The 16,857-nt window shown below is 48.3% G+C and carries 17 protein-coding genes; 14 read left to right on the top strand and 3 right to left on the bottom strand.

What is annotated here, in order from left to right; genetic code table 11:
* Nucleotides 1–482 precede the first annotated feature (482 nt).
* From KDD30_RS08160 to KDD30_RS08135, 6 genes are all read left to right on the top strand, one after another.
* A complete protein-coding gene (locus KDD30_RS08160) occupies nucleotides 483–1,679 on the top strand; it encodes an MFS transporter (RefSeq protein ID WP_211645346.1) in 1,197 nt (398 codons plus the stop codon).
* Between the two features lie 37 nt (nucleotides 1,680–1,716).
* Nucleotides 1,717–3,075, top strand: coding sequence for a hypothetical protein (locus tag KDD30_RS08155; protein WP_211645344.1), 1,359 nt, complete (start codon nucleotides 1,717–1,719; stop codon nucleotides 3,073–3,075).
* Between the two features lie 12 nt (nucleotides 3,076–3,087).
* The gene (locus KDD30_RS08150; RefSeq protein ID WP_211645343.1) at nucleotides 3,088–4,347 is read left to right on the top strand and encodes a DegT/DnrJ/EryC1/StrS aminotransferase family protein; all 1,260 of its coding nucleotides are present in this window, start codon (nucleotides 3,088–3,090) and stop codon (nucleotides 4,345–4,347) included.
* Between the two features lie 759 nt (nucleotides 4,348–5,106).
* Nucleotides 5,107–6,093: a serine protease gene (locus KDD30_RS08145; protein WP_211645342.1), complete on the top strand. Its 987-nt coding sequence runs from the start codon at nucleotides 5,107–5,109 to the stop codon at nucleotides 6,091–6,093.
* Between the two features lie 63 nt (nucleotides 6,094–6,156).
* A complete protein-coding gene (locus tag KDD30_RS08140; protein ID WP_211645341.1) occupies nucleotides 6,157–6,435 on the top strand; it encodes a hypothetical protein in 279 nt (92 codons plus the stop codon).
* Nucleotides 6,410–6,913, top strand: a complete 504-nt coding sequence (locus tag KDD30_RS08135) for a hypothetical protein (RefSeq protein ID WP_211645340.1) — start codon at nucleotides 6,410–6,412, stop codon at nucleotides 6,911–6,913. Before KDD30_RS08140 ends, KDD30_RS08135 begins: the two co-directional genes overlap by 26 nt.
* A gap of 172 nt (nucleotides 6,914–7,085) precedes the next feature.
* On the opposite strand, the gene KDD30_RS08130 is transcribed toward KDD30_RS08135, so the two are convergent.
* From KDD30_RS08130 to KDD30_RS08120, 3 genes are read right to left on the bottom strand one after another with little or no spacing between them, the layout of a single operon-like run.
* On the bottom strand, nucleotides 7,086–7,742 hold the full coding sequence (locus KDD30_RS08130; RefSeq protein WP_211645338.1) for a lysophospholipid acyltransferase family protein: 657 nt from the start codon (nucleotides 7,740–7,742) through the stop codon (nucleotides 7,086–7,088).
* A 7-nt stretch (nucleotides 7,743–7,749) separates the two neighbouring features.
* The gene (locus tag KDD30_RS08125; protein ID WP_211645337.1) at nucleotides 7,750–8,682 is read right to left on the bottom strand and encodes a phosphatidate cytidylyltransferase; all 933 of its coding nucleotides are present in this window, start codon (nucleotides 8,680–8,682) and stop codon (nucleotides 7,750–7,752) included.
* On the bottom strand, nucleotides 8,675–9,379 hold the full coding sequence (locus tag KDD30_RS08120) for a CDP-alcohol phosphatidyltransferase family protein (protein ID WP_211645336.1): 705 nt from the start codon (nucleotides 9,377–9,379) through the stop codon (nucleotides 8,675–8,677). The genes KDD30_RS08125 and KDD30_RS08120 overlap by 8 nt, the downstream gene beginning before the upstream one ends.
* A gap of 374 nt (nucleotides 9,380–9,753) precedes the next feature.
* On the opposite strand from KDD30_RS08120, the gene KDD30_RS08115 reads away from it, so the two are divergent.
* The 8 genes from KDD30_RS08115 to KDD30_RS08080 all read left to right on the top strand — a co-directional run bounded on the left by KDD30_RS08115 (nucleotide 9,754) and on the right by KDD30_RS08080 (nucleotide 16,800).
* Nucleotides 9,754–10,365, top strand: a complete 612-nt coding sequence (locus KDD30_RS08115; RefSeq protein WP_211645335.1) for an outer membrane beta-barrel protein — start codon at nucleotides 9,754–9,756, stop codon at nucleotides 10,363–10,365.
* Nucleotides 10,366–10,444: 79 nt separating this feature from the next.
* Nucleotides 10,445–12,100: an ABC transporter substrate-binding protein gene (locus KDD30_RS08110; RefSeq protein WP_211645334.1), complete on the top strand. Its 1,656-nt coding sequence runs from the start codon at nucleotides 10,445–10,447 to the stop codon at nucleotides 12,098–12,100.
* Between the two features lie 193 nt (nucleotides 12,101–12,293).
* Nucleotides 12,294–12,437, top strand: coding sequence for a hypothetical protein (locus KDD30_RS08105; RefSeq protein WP_211645333.1), 144 nt, complete (start codon nucleotides 12,294–12,296; stop codon nucleotides 12,435–12,437).
* A gap of 169 nt (nucleotides 12,438–12,606) precedes the next feature.
* Nucleotides 12,607–13,029 (top strand): YeeE/YedE family protein, encoded by a 423-nt coding sequence (locus tag KDD30_RS08100; RefSeq protein WP_211645332.1) that lies wholly within the window; start codon nucleotides 12,607–12,609, stop codon nucleotides 13,027–13,029.
* A 4-nt stretch (nucleotides 13,030–13,033) separates the two neighbouring features.
* Nucleotides 13,034–13,453, top strand: a complete 420-nt coding sequence (locus KDD30_RS08095; protein ID WP_211645331.1) for a YeeE/YedE family protein — start codon at nucleotides 13,034–13,036, stop codon at nucleotides 13,451–13,453.
* Between the two features lie 24 nt (nucleotides 13,454–13,477).
* On the top strand, nucleotides 13,478–13,777 hold the full coding sequence (locus KDD30_RS08090) for a metalloregulator ArsR/SmtB family transcription factor (protein ID WP_249199039.1): 300 nt from the start codon (nucleotides 13,478–13,480) through the stop codon (nucleotides 13,775–13,777).
* Nucleotides 13,778–14,377: 600 nt separating this feature from the next.
* Nucleotides 14,378–15,550, top strand: a complete 1,173-nt coding sequence (locus KDD30_RS08085) for an amino acid permease (protein ID WP_211645330.1) — start codon at nucleotides 14,378–14,380, stop codon at nucleotides 15,548–15,550.
* Nucleotides 15,551–16,020: 470 nt separating this feature from the next.
* Nucleotides 16,021–16,800: a DUF4922 domain-containing protein gene (locus KDD30_RS08080; protein WP_211645329.1), complete on the top strand. Its 780-nt coding sequence runs from the start codon at nucleotides 16,021–16,023 to the stop codon at nucleotides 16,798–16,800.
* The last annotated feature ends 57 nt before the right edge of the window (nucleotides 16,801–16,857 follow it).

The following is a 16,857-nucleotide window of genomic DNA, read 5'->3' as shown; positions in this document are numbered from 1 at the left end:
AAAACTGGATTTCAATCTGATGGAATCACTGATTCAGGCCATGCTTCTGTCATGGCCTTTTTTCATGCTGAGTTTGAACCCCCGGAAAGCGTCAGATTTTTTCATGGCGGCCTGACTCAACTTCCAGCATGGTTGACATAAAGTGCCTGGTGGCATAAAGCATTGAGTTTCATGGGAATTGTAGTGAATGTCTGGCTGTGATTCATGTGTCTTCAGTGAATCATGGCGAGAAATAAATTCTATCTCAGAATGATACTGTTGATGTCGACTGAGTGCTGTTAAATCTGCTTCACATTTTAGTGTATGCGCAATGATGAATATTGCTAAGGAGTATAAAGTCACTCGAGAAAATTTATTTTGATGATTTAAAAAAGTTTTGCTTACCCTTACGCTCTCGCCAACTGACACATCTCTTAATTGTCAGGAAATACACATCCCTACTTTTAGATTGTGCTCTCAAGAGTTGCGAGCAAAGGCGCCCTATGTTTCATATATTAAAATCACTTGGCAGGTCGGATTCACCCGCCGCATTATTTCTGAATAAACAGGTTTTTGCGATTTTACTTTTTGCCAGTGCAAACGCAGCGGTGAATCCATACAAAAATATATTCGGGGTCGATGTCATCGGCTTGCCTGAAATCTACTATAGCCTGGTGATTTTGTTTTCAGGGGTCGTCATTACTTTCTTCAGTATTTATTTTGGCATGAAATCTGATAAGGAAGGGAGTTTTGTCAAATTTATCGTGCTTTGCAGTGTTTGCGGTATTTTGGGAAATATTGCCGTCTATTTCTGGCCGAATCCACTGACTTACTTTTTAGCCAACTGTCTGCTGCTGCCTGTTTTTTGCGTTCTGAACTCTCTGATCTTTGGCTATGCCGCTGCCAAACGGAGCGTGGATGCAGAAGGAAACTCGAATGCGCACAATGAAAATGCGGCACTGCGGTCGACCTATTCCATGGGCTATGTGCTGACCCTGGGGATGATTGGGATGTTGGCGTTGCAGAAAGAAGAATTGATCTTCATCTGGTTGTTTTCAGGCATGATGTGCTGTTTGATTTTCTCGCTTTATCTGAAAGAAAAGTTTGTTAATGAGAGCTATCAGTCTGAACTCGCATCTGAACCCATCTCTCAGGTTTTTCACCGCCGAAATGTGATTAAGCTTGTGAGTGTCTCGCTGGTCACAAACATGCTGTTCACGTTGGATGCGACAGTACCTTTTATTATTGTGAATCAAGTGCAGGGCGAGTATTCAGATATCGGTGTCTTTGAAGCCTGTATTGCCGTCTTCGAAGTGTTCTTTATTTTCTATTGGTCGAAAACAGCGCAGCGCAAGAAGCCTTCAAGCGTCATTATTACCGGTGCGTTTATCTTTTCCCTGTCAACGATGTTGCTGTCTGTCACGCAGGATATCGTGCATGTGTACTTATTGATTCCGATGATTGCATTGGGGGCTGCCTGTTTAATCAGTATTCCGATTGGATTTTTGCAATCTTTGGCAGAAGGTCGCCCTGGGATCGGCAGTTCATTACTATCTATTTCATTTTTTATCTCATCCTCAGTTTCATCTGTTGTGTATTTTGTTGGTAATTATTATTTCGATATCGGTAAAACCATCTTTATTTCATCGGCTGTTGGTTTGTTGGGGTTAATGATTCTTTACCTCGCTGACAGACGGTAATTCTAACCCGGAAGGGTCTTTTCATTAGGGAGAAAATATGTCGACGTTTTGTGTAGTCGGAGGAGGGCTTGCGGGTCTTGAATTCGCACTTCATTCAGCTCTGAAAGGTCATCGTATTGTGATATACGAAGCTGGCCCGCAGTTACGGACAAACCATGTGCACTTTGATACACGTGTGTTTGATGGGGATGAGAAGAAAGTACATTGGACTGCAGATGAGCATTGGGCCCTGGGAGGGATCAGCGAGCGTTTGGGGGGGCGTTCCCTGTGCTATCACGGTGTGATGCTGCCACTGGAAGAGAAGGCGCTGAACAGCTGGCCGGAAATCTGGCAGAAGCGTCTAAAGGGTCCAGCGGGTTTATATCATCAGCTTCAGCAGGAATTTACCGCGAAATATCCGGAAATGAGCCGGAATCAGGCCGTGAATCTGCCATTGCACCATGCGCCGCAAGCAGCTGTGGTGGGTGAAAGCGCAGCATTTACTTCCTACAGTCCGTTATATCAGCTTGAACCCTTGATTCGGGATGGCGTGATTACGATTGAGCGGGCCACGATCAGCCAAGTCGAAAAGAAATCAGATGGTTTTTATCTGGTGGATGCGCAGGGCCAAACCGTGAATACAACGGGGTTTGAGCGGTGCATTTTATCGGCTTCTGCTCTGGTGAATAACAAGATTATTACGCAGTCACTGGCCCGTTCGACGATTGCACAAGTTACCGATCATTATTGTATTGGTGTCGCTGTGAAAGTGCGTGAAGGGGAGCGAATTGCAGATTATCGCCATGAAATGCTGTGGCATGGATTCAGTGAACATCATGATCTGAACGCGAATATTTTTGTGGTCGAGCGGAACAACTTTGACAACGGAGATCGTTTGCTGCTGCTGATGGCCGTAATGGAACAGAATCCGGCGCTGTCTGATTACAGTGAATTGCATTGTCGCTACCACGAAGGGAAAACCACCCTGGAGATCCAGTCGAAACATTCGGATGCTGTGATTGAAAATTATAACCAGCTTGCCAGTCGGATTGTGGATTTCGCCAGTACTCAGCTGGGAGTCCGGTTATCGCCATTGCATGACACGGCTGTCGAGCAGTCGGAGGCTTTTTTTGGTGCCTCGGAAGGCATTGATTTCGAGCAGGCACTGAATGCACTGAATGAAACGGAACGCACCAATATTTATACCCGATTCGTGTTCCCTTACGGGGCTTATGAGCATGAGAGTTGCACGCATCCGATTGGCGGCCACGGCGATATTGCGCTCACAGATTCATTAGAACTGACTGCTATGCCGGGCGTATACGCGATTGGGCCGGGTGCATTTCCCCGCTTGGGCATTGCGAATCCCGCTTTAACGATTTGTTCACTCTCACGTTGGCTTGCGTCACATCTTTAAGTAGGAAAAATCATGAATAAACTTGCAATTCAAGGCGGAACCCCTGTGATTTCAGAAGCTTTGCCGGCCTGGCCAAGTCTGGATGTATCTGTCATGTCTGACATTGAGTCGATTCTGCAGACCGGAGAAATTAATTACTGGACCGGAAAGCGAGGCATGGCCTTTGAGAAAGACCTGGCTGATTTCCTGGGGGAGGGGTATGTCGTCACAACAACCAACGGCACATCTGCGCTACATACGGCTTTTGCTGCACTCGGGATTGGTTCCGGTGATGAAGTGATCTGTCAGTCTTATACCTTTATTGCGACTGCATTTTCTGTCTTGCAGGCGGGCGCTCTGCCAGTGTTTGCCGATGTTGACCATACGCATACGCTGGACCCGGTATCTGTCGAAAGTAAAATCACCGAGAAAACGAAAGCGATTGTTGTGGTCCACACATTTGGTGTGGCGACCGATATGGATGCCATCATGGCGATTGCGAAAAAGTTCGATCTCAGGGTGATTGAAGACTGTGCGCAGGCATTAGGTTCTCAATATAAAGGCGCATACCTGGGAACGATTGGTGATGTGGGATGCTTCAGTTTTTGTCAGAGCAAACATATTACAACAGGCGGTGAAGGTGGCGCAGTCTATGTGAACTCGGAAGATCTGGTCTGGAAATGCCGGTCTTTCCGCGATCATGGCTATGATGTTGAGAAGCGGCTGGGGTTGTTCGAAATCTCACAGAAACTGCCTTACATCCACACGCAGGTTGGTTTCAATTATCGGATGACAGAGATTCAGTCTGCGATTGGGATTCGGGAACTGGCCCGCTTCAGGGAAACAGCGCTGGCGCAACGGGTCCGCAATGGCCGCTTCTTGAGTGCGCTGTTGCAGGAGCATCCACTGGTGAAGCATGCGCCGGTGGATGACGAAATCCGGGTGAACTCCTTCTGGTGGGCCCCATTTGTGCTGGATATGAGTTTGCTGAACTGCGATATCAAAACGTTCACTCAAGCCTTAGATGCGGAAGGTGTCCCAGGGTATCCGGTGCCATGGCCGGAAGTTTATAACGAAGCGGCATTCCAGCAACAGAATGGGTTTGGTGAGAAGAACTATCCGTTTAATGATCCGGCACATCGCCAGATGGACTACACCCGAACCGACTGTCCGGCTGCCCGGCATTTTGGGAACACATCCATTGTTTTCCATACACATCCGGTTTACACCGAACAGCACATGTCACATTTTGCGACGGCATTGAACAAAGTCTACGAGTATTACAAAAAGTAGCCTGCGCCTGACCCGCGCTATCTCAGAAAAATGCCAATCGCCCCCATAGACGGGGGCGATTGTTTCATGAAGATTACCTGCCTCTTTTGAATTTCCCTGCGTGATGGTCTGTTGATTCTTTGAAATAAAATCACAGATTCATTCAGAAACCTTGATTCAGCTAAAATACAGTGGAGCTATTCTGGATGATGACTTATTTATAGGCGTGCTGGAAAAAGTCGAATCTGAATATCAGATCGAACCTTATTTACGCGGCGAACGTGTCTCATACCGTTTGATGTTCAGGCAATGGATGAAATTGAGCGTTTGTCATTCTGATGGATAAATGATGAAGTTTTTATTTTTGATTTTAATATTGATGGCATCACTTCAGGCGAGGGCGGATTCTAATGGATCTGAACTGGATTAAAGTATCGAATTTTCAGGGGATAGCCTGTTTTTGTTTATTAATCATTATGTTTAAAGATGGGTTTAACACTAATAGATAATTTGTTTAATTTGATAGTATTCACTATAAATATATTCAATACTTCCTGATTCCAAAGGGAACAACTTTATAGTCTTAATTGTAAGTTATATTGTTCTGTCATTTCGAACAATTTCTATGTATTGTTTTGAATTTGATTAATTCTCTCATTGTTTGTGAAACTTATTTCATTGTGTCCTATATTTATTCCTGCGAAAAATAGTTGGCGGTTATTTCGCAGCATTCATAACCTTGAATGTTTCAATGAAAAATTAAAGATAGGATACATAATAATGAACAGGAATTTGATCGTATTTGCGATTGCCGGGCTTTGTATTTCCGGTGCCCATGCAAATGAATTGACGAATTTTGTCAAAATGGATGAAAAAGCAATCTTTATTGAAGGTGAAAATATTGTTGAAGTGCCAGAGGTGAGTGACTATTCATTTGCTCGGGTTTATTCAACGGCCGAAAAAGCTGCTGCGATGAGTGCGGTTGCGGTTTCTGCGGATGGCACACAGTACAAAGCTGACATCTCGGAAGAGACACTGGCTGTGCTGGAGCAGGCGGTTCAAGCCATGCAGGCTCAGGGTTTAGACAGCAGTATTTTCACAACGGAGCCCCATGACCCAACGAAACCTGCATTACCGGATGATACTTTTTCTTCCTTGAAAGTGATCGGGAATGACAACCGGGTTCGTGTGACCAACACAAAAGCGAAGCCTCATTTGTACAATGGGCGTATTGCGGTGGGTTGTACGGGAACCTTGATCACCAAGAAGCATGTACTGACAGCCGGCCACTGTATTTCGAATGGTTCGGGTGGCTGGTATAAGTCGCTGGACTTCACCGCGGGTCAGAATGGTTCCTATAAGCCTTGGGGCACAACCACGTGGAAGAATGCTGTGACAACGTCGGGATGGCATAACAATGGCGATACCAACTACGATTATGCGCTTATCATTTTGAACAGCGAGCCACATGGGGGTCATTCAGGTTGGGGGACTTATTCTGGTGGCACGCATAGTGTGACGGGTTATCCGGGTGATAAACCAACGGGCACCATGTGGACAGATTCAGGCTCGACGTCCGCAATTTCAGACTCGCGTGTTTGTTACACGTTGGATACGGCGGGTGGCCAGAGTGGCAGCGGGATTAAAGACAGCGGCAATTATGTGCGCGGCATCCACACAACGGGCTCTACGACCCGAAACTGTGGTACCCGCATGAACAGTTCAGTCTATAACACCGTGAAGGGTTGGATTACGAAGTATCCTTAAAACAGGGATAGCATCATGAAGATAGCCTGACGTTGTCGGGCTATCTTGTTGGGAGTCAAACAGATGAAAAAATATATTGCGGTGCTTTTGATTACGATGATTCAGGCTTGTTCGACAGCGGAGAATTCCTGGGAACGTGTGATGATTCTGGGCAGTGCGGAAGCGAATGATCCTGTACTGGCGCAAGTTGAAAGCCTCGAGAAAAAAGGCTTGGTGAAAGATGTGAACGTGCTGGAGTCCTTTCCGGTTCAGATTTGGCTGACGGCTTCTGAAGAAACAATCGAGTCATTAAAAGCAATGCCACGGAAGTCCCTGGATGAACAGACGTACCGTTCACAATAATCTCTTCCAATTATCGACAAGGCAGGACTGGCCAACGCCCAGACATAAAATTCGTCGAGGCAACTTTCCCTACATTTTTAAGATCACTGAAGATTTTACGTATCAGACGGACTGGCAACTTGAAGCCGATTTTATTGCGGAGTGGCTGGAAATTTCTAAGAACGGGCTGATCACTGTGAAAGCAAACAAGTCGGGGTATAGCTGGGATGGTTGTACGCCAAAGCTGAGCATTCTGAATTTATGGGTGATCGGTGTGCCTGATGGTCATGTCAATTACCGGACAATGCGTCCTTATACGTACGACGCCTCGCTGGTTCATGATGCCCTTTATCAGTATTTAGATTCGGTGCCGATCGCCAGATCAGAGATTGATCGTTTGTTTCTGCAAATGCTGGGCGATTTCAAATTGCGGAAACTTTACTATCTCGCCGTCAGGCTCTTTGGCGGTTGGCATGTTGTACAAAAAGGAATTCATTAGGGGGTTGGCGCATCACAAGGTGCGCAGGCACGATGGATGTGCTGGCAGGGAAGCGTTCTGCACGCCGGTTATACGAAAGTGCGGGTTTTTAGAGAGCAGCTCAGTCCGACAGCCCCCATCAAGGCTATTTCTGTACTGTGCTGTAGTGAACTCAGCCCCGCTTGAACCAGAGCTAAGGCTGATGCTCTCCGTTGGTTTGCGTAATGCAATGTTGTGCCAGCGCCTGATAGCGTGCTTGCATGGTGTGAACGAAATCCTCAGCGTTTTCAAACTGAGTAATCGGGTCGCCAATCACCACATCACAATTAAAAGGGACGAACATGGCCGTTCCTCTGGGTAAAGCACGACCCAAACCCCGCATGACAACCGGGGTGACCGGGCAACCTGCATGTGCTTTGACTAAATGATAAATACCTTTCTTAATACCGCTCATCACTTCAGGTTCACCCCGGCTGCCTTCCGGAAAGATAATCAGAATTTCTCCCTGGGCTAAGGCTTGATGACATTCGTTCAGAACTGCCTCGCGCTGACTGGGAGAAGGGGAGCGTTTGAGCGGAATAATCCCGATGATGTTCAGTGACAGCCAGGCAACCATTTTATTGGACAGAAAGTAGTCCGCTGCGGCAACCGGGCGGACTTTGTGAACGATGGCGATCGGAAATAAGGCAAGTAATACCAAGGTGTCCAAATGGCTGTTGTGGTTCGCTGCAACCACAACCGGGCCGTCTGTGGGTAGATTTTGCCGCTGGATAATGTTCAGTCCCAGGCCGATAAAGACCAGAGGTTTGACGATGAATAAAACGAACAACACCTTGAGAATCCGAGCCATAGTGTCCTCAGTAATAGAGATAGTAAATGTAGTGGAAGAACAGAGGGGCCGTGAACATCAGGCTGTCAATCCGATCCAAAATACCCCCATGCCCCGGAATAAACTGGCTGGTATCCTTGATCTGCAAATCGCGTTTGACGGATGAAATGACCAGATCACCGATAAAGCCGCTGAAGGCAATGATCATCCCGGCGACTAGACCTTGTAATGAGGTTAGCGGTGTCAGCCAGGGCGCGGCAAAATAAGACAGCAGAATCACAGTTGCGCTGCCACCGAGGAACCCTTCCCAGGTTTTGTTCGGACTGACTTTAGGGACGATTTTGCGTTTTCCGAATGATTTCCCCCAAACGTATTGCGATACATCATTGAGTTGCGTAAACACCAGCAGGAACAGCAACATGCCCATAGATCCTGCTTCAGGGTTCAGGCTGGGCAGCACCAGCAGGTAAGCCATATGGCTGATACAGAAGACGGTCAGCATCATCGCCCAGTGAATGATCCCTGCGGAACGGATAAATCCCCGGGTATCTCCAATCAACACCATGACCATGGGTAGATACAGGAAGACATACACCGGTATAAAAATGATGAACATGCCGTACCAGCCAATCGACAGCCAGTAATATTGAAACGGAATCGACAGGTAGGCCCAGAAGATCACCCGGCGGTCGGTCATTCGGGTCGGCACAATCGACAGGAATTCTTTCAGGGCCATGAAACTCAGAAAGCCGACAAAAAACAGGGTATAGGTGAGCGGCAGGTAAAGAACGATAAAGACAATGCCGATCATCCACCACCAGGAGCGAATCCGCAGTTTCAGCTCCAGATAATCTGTTTCCGGATGGGTGCGGGATTTCCACAGATAAACCAGTGTCCCGGCGACCAGTACACCGAGTATCGCGCTCATCAGATAAAGCGAATGCAATGGAATGTCAGTCATGCTTTCCCTCTGCTTGGTGTACTTGCTGCTCAGCTTCTTCTGCTTTAAAGCGGTAGATGCCCCGCAAGCGTCGCCATGTGGTGATCAGGGTGCCGATCACCATCACGGCCAGTGCTGCATCAATGGTGTACCCCAGAATTTCCGGGAGCCAGCTGAAAGCCTGGCTCAGGAAGAGCAGGATGAAACTGCCAGTCAGCAGAGCCATCCGGTGTTGTTTGGCCATCGGGCCGCGAAAATCTGCCGGGCAGCCCATACTGACACCCAAGACACGTACGTAGGCAGTCAACACGGCGATGAGCGCACTGAGCCAGGCCAGCATCATGCCGTACTCCGATTGGGTCGCAAAGCCAGCGGCGAGGATCAGCAGCGGATCGGCAATCCGGTCCGGAACATCGTTAAATAACTCACCGGCAGGCGTTTTCTTCCCGCCTTCTACGGCAACCATGCCATCGAACAGGTTACACAACAGGCGTAATTGAATACAGACTGCAGCAATCAGCAGCAAACCGCTGATTGGCCGGGACTGATACCAGAACATCGCGGCAAAGCCAAAAACGGCAAAGACAATGCTCATCAGTGATATCTGATTCGGTGTGATTTGCTTCTGACTCAGCCAGACAGCAACCTGCTTTGTCAATGCGACATCCCGCACGGCCAATGGCCTGCGATTCTCTTCTGATTTGGTTTGATGCTTCATATCACCACATCACTCAATAAGTGAGCCCTGACTTTCAGCAATCATGGGACGCAGCGATTGAAAATCGACTGAGCTTGCTGTGAGTTTATGGGCGAAAAGATTCAACATAATGCGTATCGCTTGTATGGCAAGCAATTGAGTGTGCTTTTTTGAACTGGTGTCAGGTTCGGACTGTCCGGATGCACAGAGCATAGAAAATTTTTGTTTCACTTACGAATTATTGTTTACAAAAACAAGCAGGTTTTCATCGGTTTTGTTCCTGTTTAAATCCATTGATTTTCTTCAAGATTGCGCGCTGGTCAGTCGAAGGAGTGCTGACATTTCTTGCCCAGGGACGAGCAGCAGCAATCAATCAGAAACAGGGCAATGTCACCATGAAAAAAACGCTCCCTCTTGCAATGCTTATCACAGGTATTGCTTCATTTTCAGCACAGGCAGAAAGCTATCTCGGTGCCAGTCTCGGTCAGAGCAGCATTAAAAGTGTGGAGATTCAAGGCCGGGCTTTTGGCATGTCGGGATCGCAATCTTACGATGCCAGTGAATCCATGCTGAGCGGTAGTTTATTCGCAGGGTATAACTTCAACCCTTATCTGGGGGTTGAGTTCACCGTGGGTGGGATGGATGCGATCGATGACGCATATCTTTCCGTCGGCGATATGATGTATTTCGCGCTGCAGCCGAAACTGTCTTTGCCACTGACGGATGCTTTTTCCGTATATGCAAAAGCCGGTATCGCACGGTTCAGTGCCGAGTTTATTGCGAACAACGGGGCGTACGGCTATTCAGGCTATACCACAGTTTCGACCAGCGATACGACGCTGATGGCGGGTCTGGGCGCTGAATATGCTTTGACTGAGCATCTGAGGATCAGAGCGAGCTGGGATTACATGAAGCCGGAACTGGAACTGATTCATGTCGCAGATGCATCGCTCAGTGTTGAGCCCGAGTTTCAGCAGTTTTCTGTGGGCTTAAGCTACCACTTCTGATCCGCAAGCACAGTGTCTCCTTGTTCATGCGATGCACTGTGCTACATTCAAACCCCGTGATTCCCGCAGAAGACATCCCATGAATGAAGCAATCCTCAGAAGACTGCATCAGCTCCTCAAACAATATTCCTCTCAGACTGTGCATCAGGTGCAGGTTGAAGATTTAGAGCGTGTCTTTTCGACTTCGCGGCGAAATACCTCAACCATCATGAGTCGGCTGTCTGAGATTGGCTGGATCGACTGGTCTCCTTCGGTTGGCAGAAGCAAAACAAGCCAGTTGTTGATCCGGGTTTCATTGTTGGATGCGATTTGCTTGATGATTGAACCAAGCATCGCCAAAGGGAAGTTTGATCAATTTTCGAAACTACTCGCCCAGTATGGACCGACAGCAGTGAAAGCGGTGACCCTGGTGACAGAAAAGCAAAATGCCTGGAATGAAGCCCATCATCAGTTGCTGATTACTGAGTACCCCTGGGTGGATAGTCTGGATCCGGCCGAGACCTTCAGGCTGGCTGAACTGCAGGTGGTAAAAAGTGTTTACGACACACTGCTGGTACAGGATCGCGAGGGCAAGCTCCTGCCGGGGCTGGCACATGACTGGGAAGTGGCAGGGCGTGAGATTCGGCTTTGGATCCGCATCGATGTAATGCGGCATGACGGGGCGGTGCTGTCGGTTGCAGATATCGCTGAGAGCTTGCTGCGTCTGGTCCATCTGACTGGCCCTGTCAGTTCTCTGTTCAGTCAGATCGACACGGTTGACCAGATTTCATCACAGTGCTTGAGCCTGATGCTCAAGTCACCCAATCCTTTGTTTCTCCACGCATTGGCCATGCCGCATGCAGCCATTGTGATGAAACAGCGGATGCATTTTGAGGATGGTCGTTCTGCATTCGTTGGCACCGGGCCGTTTGAGATTGAGTCCTGGGACAAAGATAATCTGGTGCTTCGGCGACATTCACAGTATTTCGGGCCGTCAGCGTTACTGAATCGGATTACCCTGAGTTGTCAGGGGGAAGCGTTCAGTGAATTTCTGAGTTTCAACCAGGCGCCGGGAGAGAAAGAAGTGCATACCTTGCAGTCTTTTTCTTACCTGAGTGTCCGGCATCGGCCTGATGCAGGAATCTCGCCGCAAAACTTAGCGCTTCTGATGGATTACATTGTTCGCCAAAAGCCAACGTTCACTGCCGGACAGGCTGTGTCCAGCTTGTCTTTTACGCCCGTGCAGGACGTGCCACCATCGGCACCCGTCCGGCTTTCCGGTCAACTGATTCTGGTTGAACCCCGCTGGACCATTCCGTATCTGGAACAGTTGGCTGAGTGGCTGCACCATACGATTCGTCAAACCGGTATCACGCTGGAAGTGATTGAACTGACGGACATCAGCCATCCTGAAAAGATGAAAGATTGTGCGGATATGCTGTTTCTGGAAGAAGTGATCGAGCAGCCCCATGATTACGGTGTGTATGAATGGATGCTCACCGCATCCGGGTTACGTTTTTTATACCCGGATGCGGCAAGCTGGCAGACACATCAGGCTCAGGTTGAATCCGCTGTTTCTTCTGATTCTCCTGTCACATCCTTGCTGGCCATTGAGCAGTCTCTTTTAAAATCACATCACTATCTGCCTTTGTTCGCAGGGAAAGAGGTGGTGATGAACACGTGTCAGGTCCGTGGTATCCAGGTCAGAAAAACCGGATACAGTGATTTTCAGAAACTCTGGATAGATGGGGAATAAAGGTCGGTGCCCCGTCGTTCGGGAAAACCTGGGATCGAGACTCGACAGACAAGCCTGCTTCTTGTCAGTTTAATGTCTGAATAGCCATGCAATGCATCCGAAGGGTGATCAGGATGATCTCAGAAACTTGATCTATTAAATTGTATATGTGCAATATACGATTAAATGATATGATCGCAACCGGAGAATCATCATGAAACCTCGCATTGAAGCGTTTAGCACCATCAGCTACGTGGTTTATGACCAATCGGGTGGTCATGCCGCGGTTATCGACAGTGTTCACGATTTTGCAGCGGACTCAGGCAAGGTCTGGACAGCGTTTGCGGATAAACAATAGATGTACCGAAACTTTTGTATCCATCCGTTCAGGTCAATATTCGCAGCGGACAGATGCCTGCCGCAGAAACGAACCAGACGGCCTGTCTTAAAATTCCGCTGTCGCTCAGTTCACTCTACGTCTCGCCTGACGACAGCAAACTGAAATCAGAGAAAGGAGCGTCATCATCATGACTGAATTTACTCCCTGGAGTGCGCTGATGGGCGGCTTCATCCTTGGCGGTGCCGCATTGATGTTATTGGTGCTGAATGGCCGTATCGCCGGTATCTCCGGCATTGTCAGTGGTGCGATGCAACCGAGTGATCCAAATGCACCCTGGCGCTGGATGTTTCTTCTCGGTTTGGTGCTTGGCCCGTTGCTGGCAGCCCCGTTCGGGCTTCAATTACCGGAACAGATTGATGTGGGCTGGTCCTTGATTCTCATTGGTGGATTTCTGGTGGGCCTGGGGACCCGACTGGGGTCAGGTTGCACCAGTGGTCATGGGATCTGTGGCATCGGACGTCTGTCGCCGCGTTCGATTGTGGCTACTCTGATTTTCATGGTTGTCGCGATCATGGTTGTTTTTATCGTCCGTCACCTGATTGGAGTTTAATGTTATGCAACTTTTCATCGCCTTAATTGCAGGTCTACTATTTGGTGCCGGATTAACCGTGTCACAAATGGTTGATCCGAACAAAGTGCTGAATTTTTTAGATATCACAGGGCAGTGGGATCCAAGTCTGATCTTGGTGATGGGTGGCGCACTGATCGTTTTTGGGCTGGGCTATCAATTTTTGGTGAAGGGGCGCGACAAGCCCGTCTTCGGGAGTACGTTCTATGTTCCAACCAACCAGTTGATTGATAAACCATTGATTCTTGGTGCGCTTCTTTTTGGATTGGGTTGGGGACTTGTTGGTATTTGTCCGGGGCCTGCTGTCGCTAATCTGTTGAGCGGTAACATAAAAGTGATTGGCTTTGTTGTTGCGATGTTGGCGGGAATGCAGTTTTCTGGCACTATCGATCGTCTACTAAAATAATATATGAAGCCGTATGAGGGGAGAATGCGAGATTACTCAAAAATGGAGGCCAATGTAGAGCAGGCCGTTGAACTGCTGAAGGCCATGGGAAATCAACACCGGTTGATGATTCTGTGTGTATTGCAGGAAGAAGAACTTTCTGTGTCACAGCTGAACGAGCGGTTTCCTATCCCTCAGTCTTCCCTGTCACAGCATTTGGCCTGGTTGCGTCGGGCCGGGTTTGTGAAAACTCGCCGTGAAGCGCAGACCATCTATTATCGTCTGGATAATGCGGCTGTGATTGATATGATCGCAATGCTGCACAAACACTACTGCACTGAATAAAGCGTACAACTCAGAACAGCTTGCTCAACTTCTGTACAGGCTGTTCTGCCACATCTCATGTTTCTTTTGGTCAGATTGACCTTCCTCCCATCTTTTTCAAGATCAAAATCAAAGATTTCACATATGCGGGTTGTAGTTTGTGCTATGCCTCATTAAGTTGCTACCTGACCGAACGCCTTACCTTGACCTGGTAAGTGATGAAATTCCAGCTGACTTGGCTGATTTTTCATCGAAATGACCGAAATATTATCGTATCAGGAGTACGATTCATGATAATACACCCTCGATCACTCAGCCTGGCTTCGATGCCGGGAGGGATCACTGCACCTTTTCGTGCCTTGCTTGGCGCACAATGCTTATCAGCCTCCACTTTTCAGCATGATTGCTCTTTTCTGGCTGCGATTTATCCTTTCTTTTTCAACAAAGTGCCTCAGCCTGCCTTTCAAAAGGAACTGCCGCTCAGTTGATTGTTGAAGCGTTTAAAAACAGATGACTTGGTGAAACTGTACAAAACAGGGGCGGTTTGTCGCGTCTGATCATAACGATGAAGCTCAGGTGCACGCCAAGGGTAGCGGGTAACCTGGGGAAAGGACAAAGATTGTGAATATGAAATTATTGGGTAGCTCCCTGATTATCGCGGGTACGGCTTTAGGTGCGGGGATGCTTGCGATCCCAATGGTGCTGGCTCAGTTCGGGCTGTTGTGGGGCACCATGCTGATGCTGTTGATTTGGGTCGGGACGACCTATGCGGCCTTATTGCTGCTTGAAGCCAGTATTAAAGCTGGTGGGGGACTGGGTATGAACTCGATCGCCCGCAAGACTTTAGGAAAAGGCGGCCAGGTTGTGACCAATGGTTTACTCTATGCGCTGCTGGTTTGTTTGCTGATGGCTTATATTATCGGCGCCGGTGATCTGGTGAAAAAGCTGGGTAGTGAAGTTGGACTTGCGCTGACACCGTCTCAGGCACAAATTGCTTTCACCGTCATTGCTGGTCTGGTGGTTGCAGCGGGAACCGGAGTCATCGACAAACTCAACCGCATGCTTTTTGCGGCCATGGTGCTCATGCTGGCAATGACGCTCATCACGCTGGTCCCGGGGATCAGTCTGGATAATCTTGCCTCAGTCGGCAGCGACAATAAGATTGCTTTGGTGAAAACCAGCTCTGTGCTGTTTACCAGCTTTGGCTTTATGGTGGTGATTCCTTCCCTGGTGACCTACAACCATGAAGCAACGCAAAAACAACTGCGAAACATGGTGATTGTGGGTTCCTTGATTCCTCTGGTGTCTTATCTGTTTTGGCTGTACGCCGCCATTGGGAATCTGTCACCGGAACAATTGATCGGGTTCCAGGATGTATCTGAACTGATCACAGCCTTGAGTGTGAACCGGAGCGGAATGCAACTGATTCTGTCAGTCTTCACCGGTTTAGCGTTACTGACGTCTTTTCTGGGTGTGGCGATGGCGTTGTTTGACCAGAATGCAGATACATTCCGCCAAAATCGCGCTGTGACTTACGTGCTGACGTTTATTCTGCCCATGCTGGGCGCGTTACTGGCAGCAAATCAATTCTTGTCTGTGCTGAGCTATGCAGGGATTATTCTGGTTTTTCTGGCGGTATTCGTTCCGATGGCAATGACGCTGAAAGTGCGTCAATCACGACAAAATCAGGATCAATCCGTGAAGGGTGAAGTTTATCAGGTTCGTGGCGGGATGATGGCAATGAGTCTGAGTTTCCTGTTTGGTTGTTTTTTGCTGATGGCTGAATTGATTTAAAAGGCGCGTTGCAGGAACAAAGATATTCAATTGTAAAAAGGCGCTTCCATCAGGAAGCGCCTTTTTTATAGGAGGCAATACCGGAAACCGATATTGTTTTGAGGATGCTATTGATCTGTTTGACCGAACAGGACCGATAACGTCTGGGATGATTCAGGTTTGACCGAACGCTGAAACAACCTGACCGCAGGAGTAGTGATCTGTTGACACAGATATAGCAGCAGGAGACGTATCCTCAAAAATCTGCGTGAATCTTACCGAGTTTCCTGCCTTGCTGCTAGGGAGTGCTGTGTTTTCATGAATGGACAAAAAAGCGCAAAGTGTAAACTATTAAATACACCCTCTTCAGGGTCTCCCGTGAGGAGATTCAACGCCTTACCCTGAATTTTCTTTCACGGGTCAATTGGCTTTTGCACTATGACAGGGAAGCCAAGTTGGAGTATCTTGGTAAAAAAACATGGGATGTGGATATGAACTGGAAACTCGCAGAGCAGGTGGCTGAAAAGGCGCTGGCGGAGGGCAGTCTGATGCCTATCGCAACAGATGCCGAAATGATAGAAGAGCAGGGCGTGGCTTATCTGGGGCATGTGGTGACGGCAAATGCCGGTAAGAAACTGCAGGGAATCACATCCGGTGCTGCTGGCTCGAATCCTTTCTTACCCTATGAAAAATCGATGTATGTGTGCGAAGCTGGCGAGCATCATGTGTGCCTGCTGAATAAATTTCCCGTGATTACCCCGCATTTGCTGATTTGCTCAAAAACTTTTGTGCCTCAGGAATCTCCGCTCAGTTGGGAAGACTGGCACGCCTGGTTGGGTGGATTCACCCATGCGGATGTTCTTGGGTTTTATAACAGCGGGCCTTTAGCCGGAGCCAGTCAGCCGCACCGTCACATGCAATTGGTTCGCAGTGAAATTCCGCTAGAGCAGGTGATTGCAGGCGGAAAGTTGCCATTCAGGCATTGGCTGTATCTGGTGGAAGCGATGACAACCGATGAGTTGTATGCTGCCTATACCGAAGGGATGCATGCACTCTCGCTGATTGAGGAAGGCGGGGAAGTGTGTTTGCCACATAACGTACTGGTAACGGAGCGCTGGTTGCTGATTCTGCCACGAAGCGCGAATAACATTGAAGGCTTGTTCGCCAACGGCATTAACTACAGTGGACGTTTTCTGGTGAAGCAACCGGATCAACTGGCTTGGTTGGAAGAATACGGCCTGATGCGTTTTCTGGCTGAATGCAGTGCGTAAGCACATGTTGCTTGCCTTGCTTGAAATCTAAACTCAGAGCGCATAAAAAACCCCAGC

It is taken from the genome of Photobacterium sp. GJ3, assembly GCF_018199995.1.
Classification (GTDB): Bacteria; Pseudomonadota; Gammaproteobacteria; order Enterobacterales; family Vibrionaceae; genus Photobacterium.
Note: the sequence above shows the minus strand (reverse complement) of the source record. Positions and strands in the feature narration are given on the sequence as shown.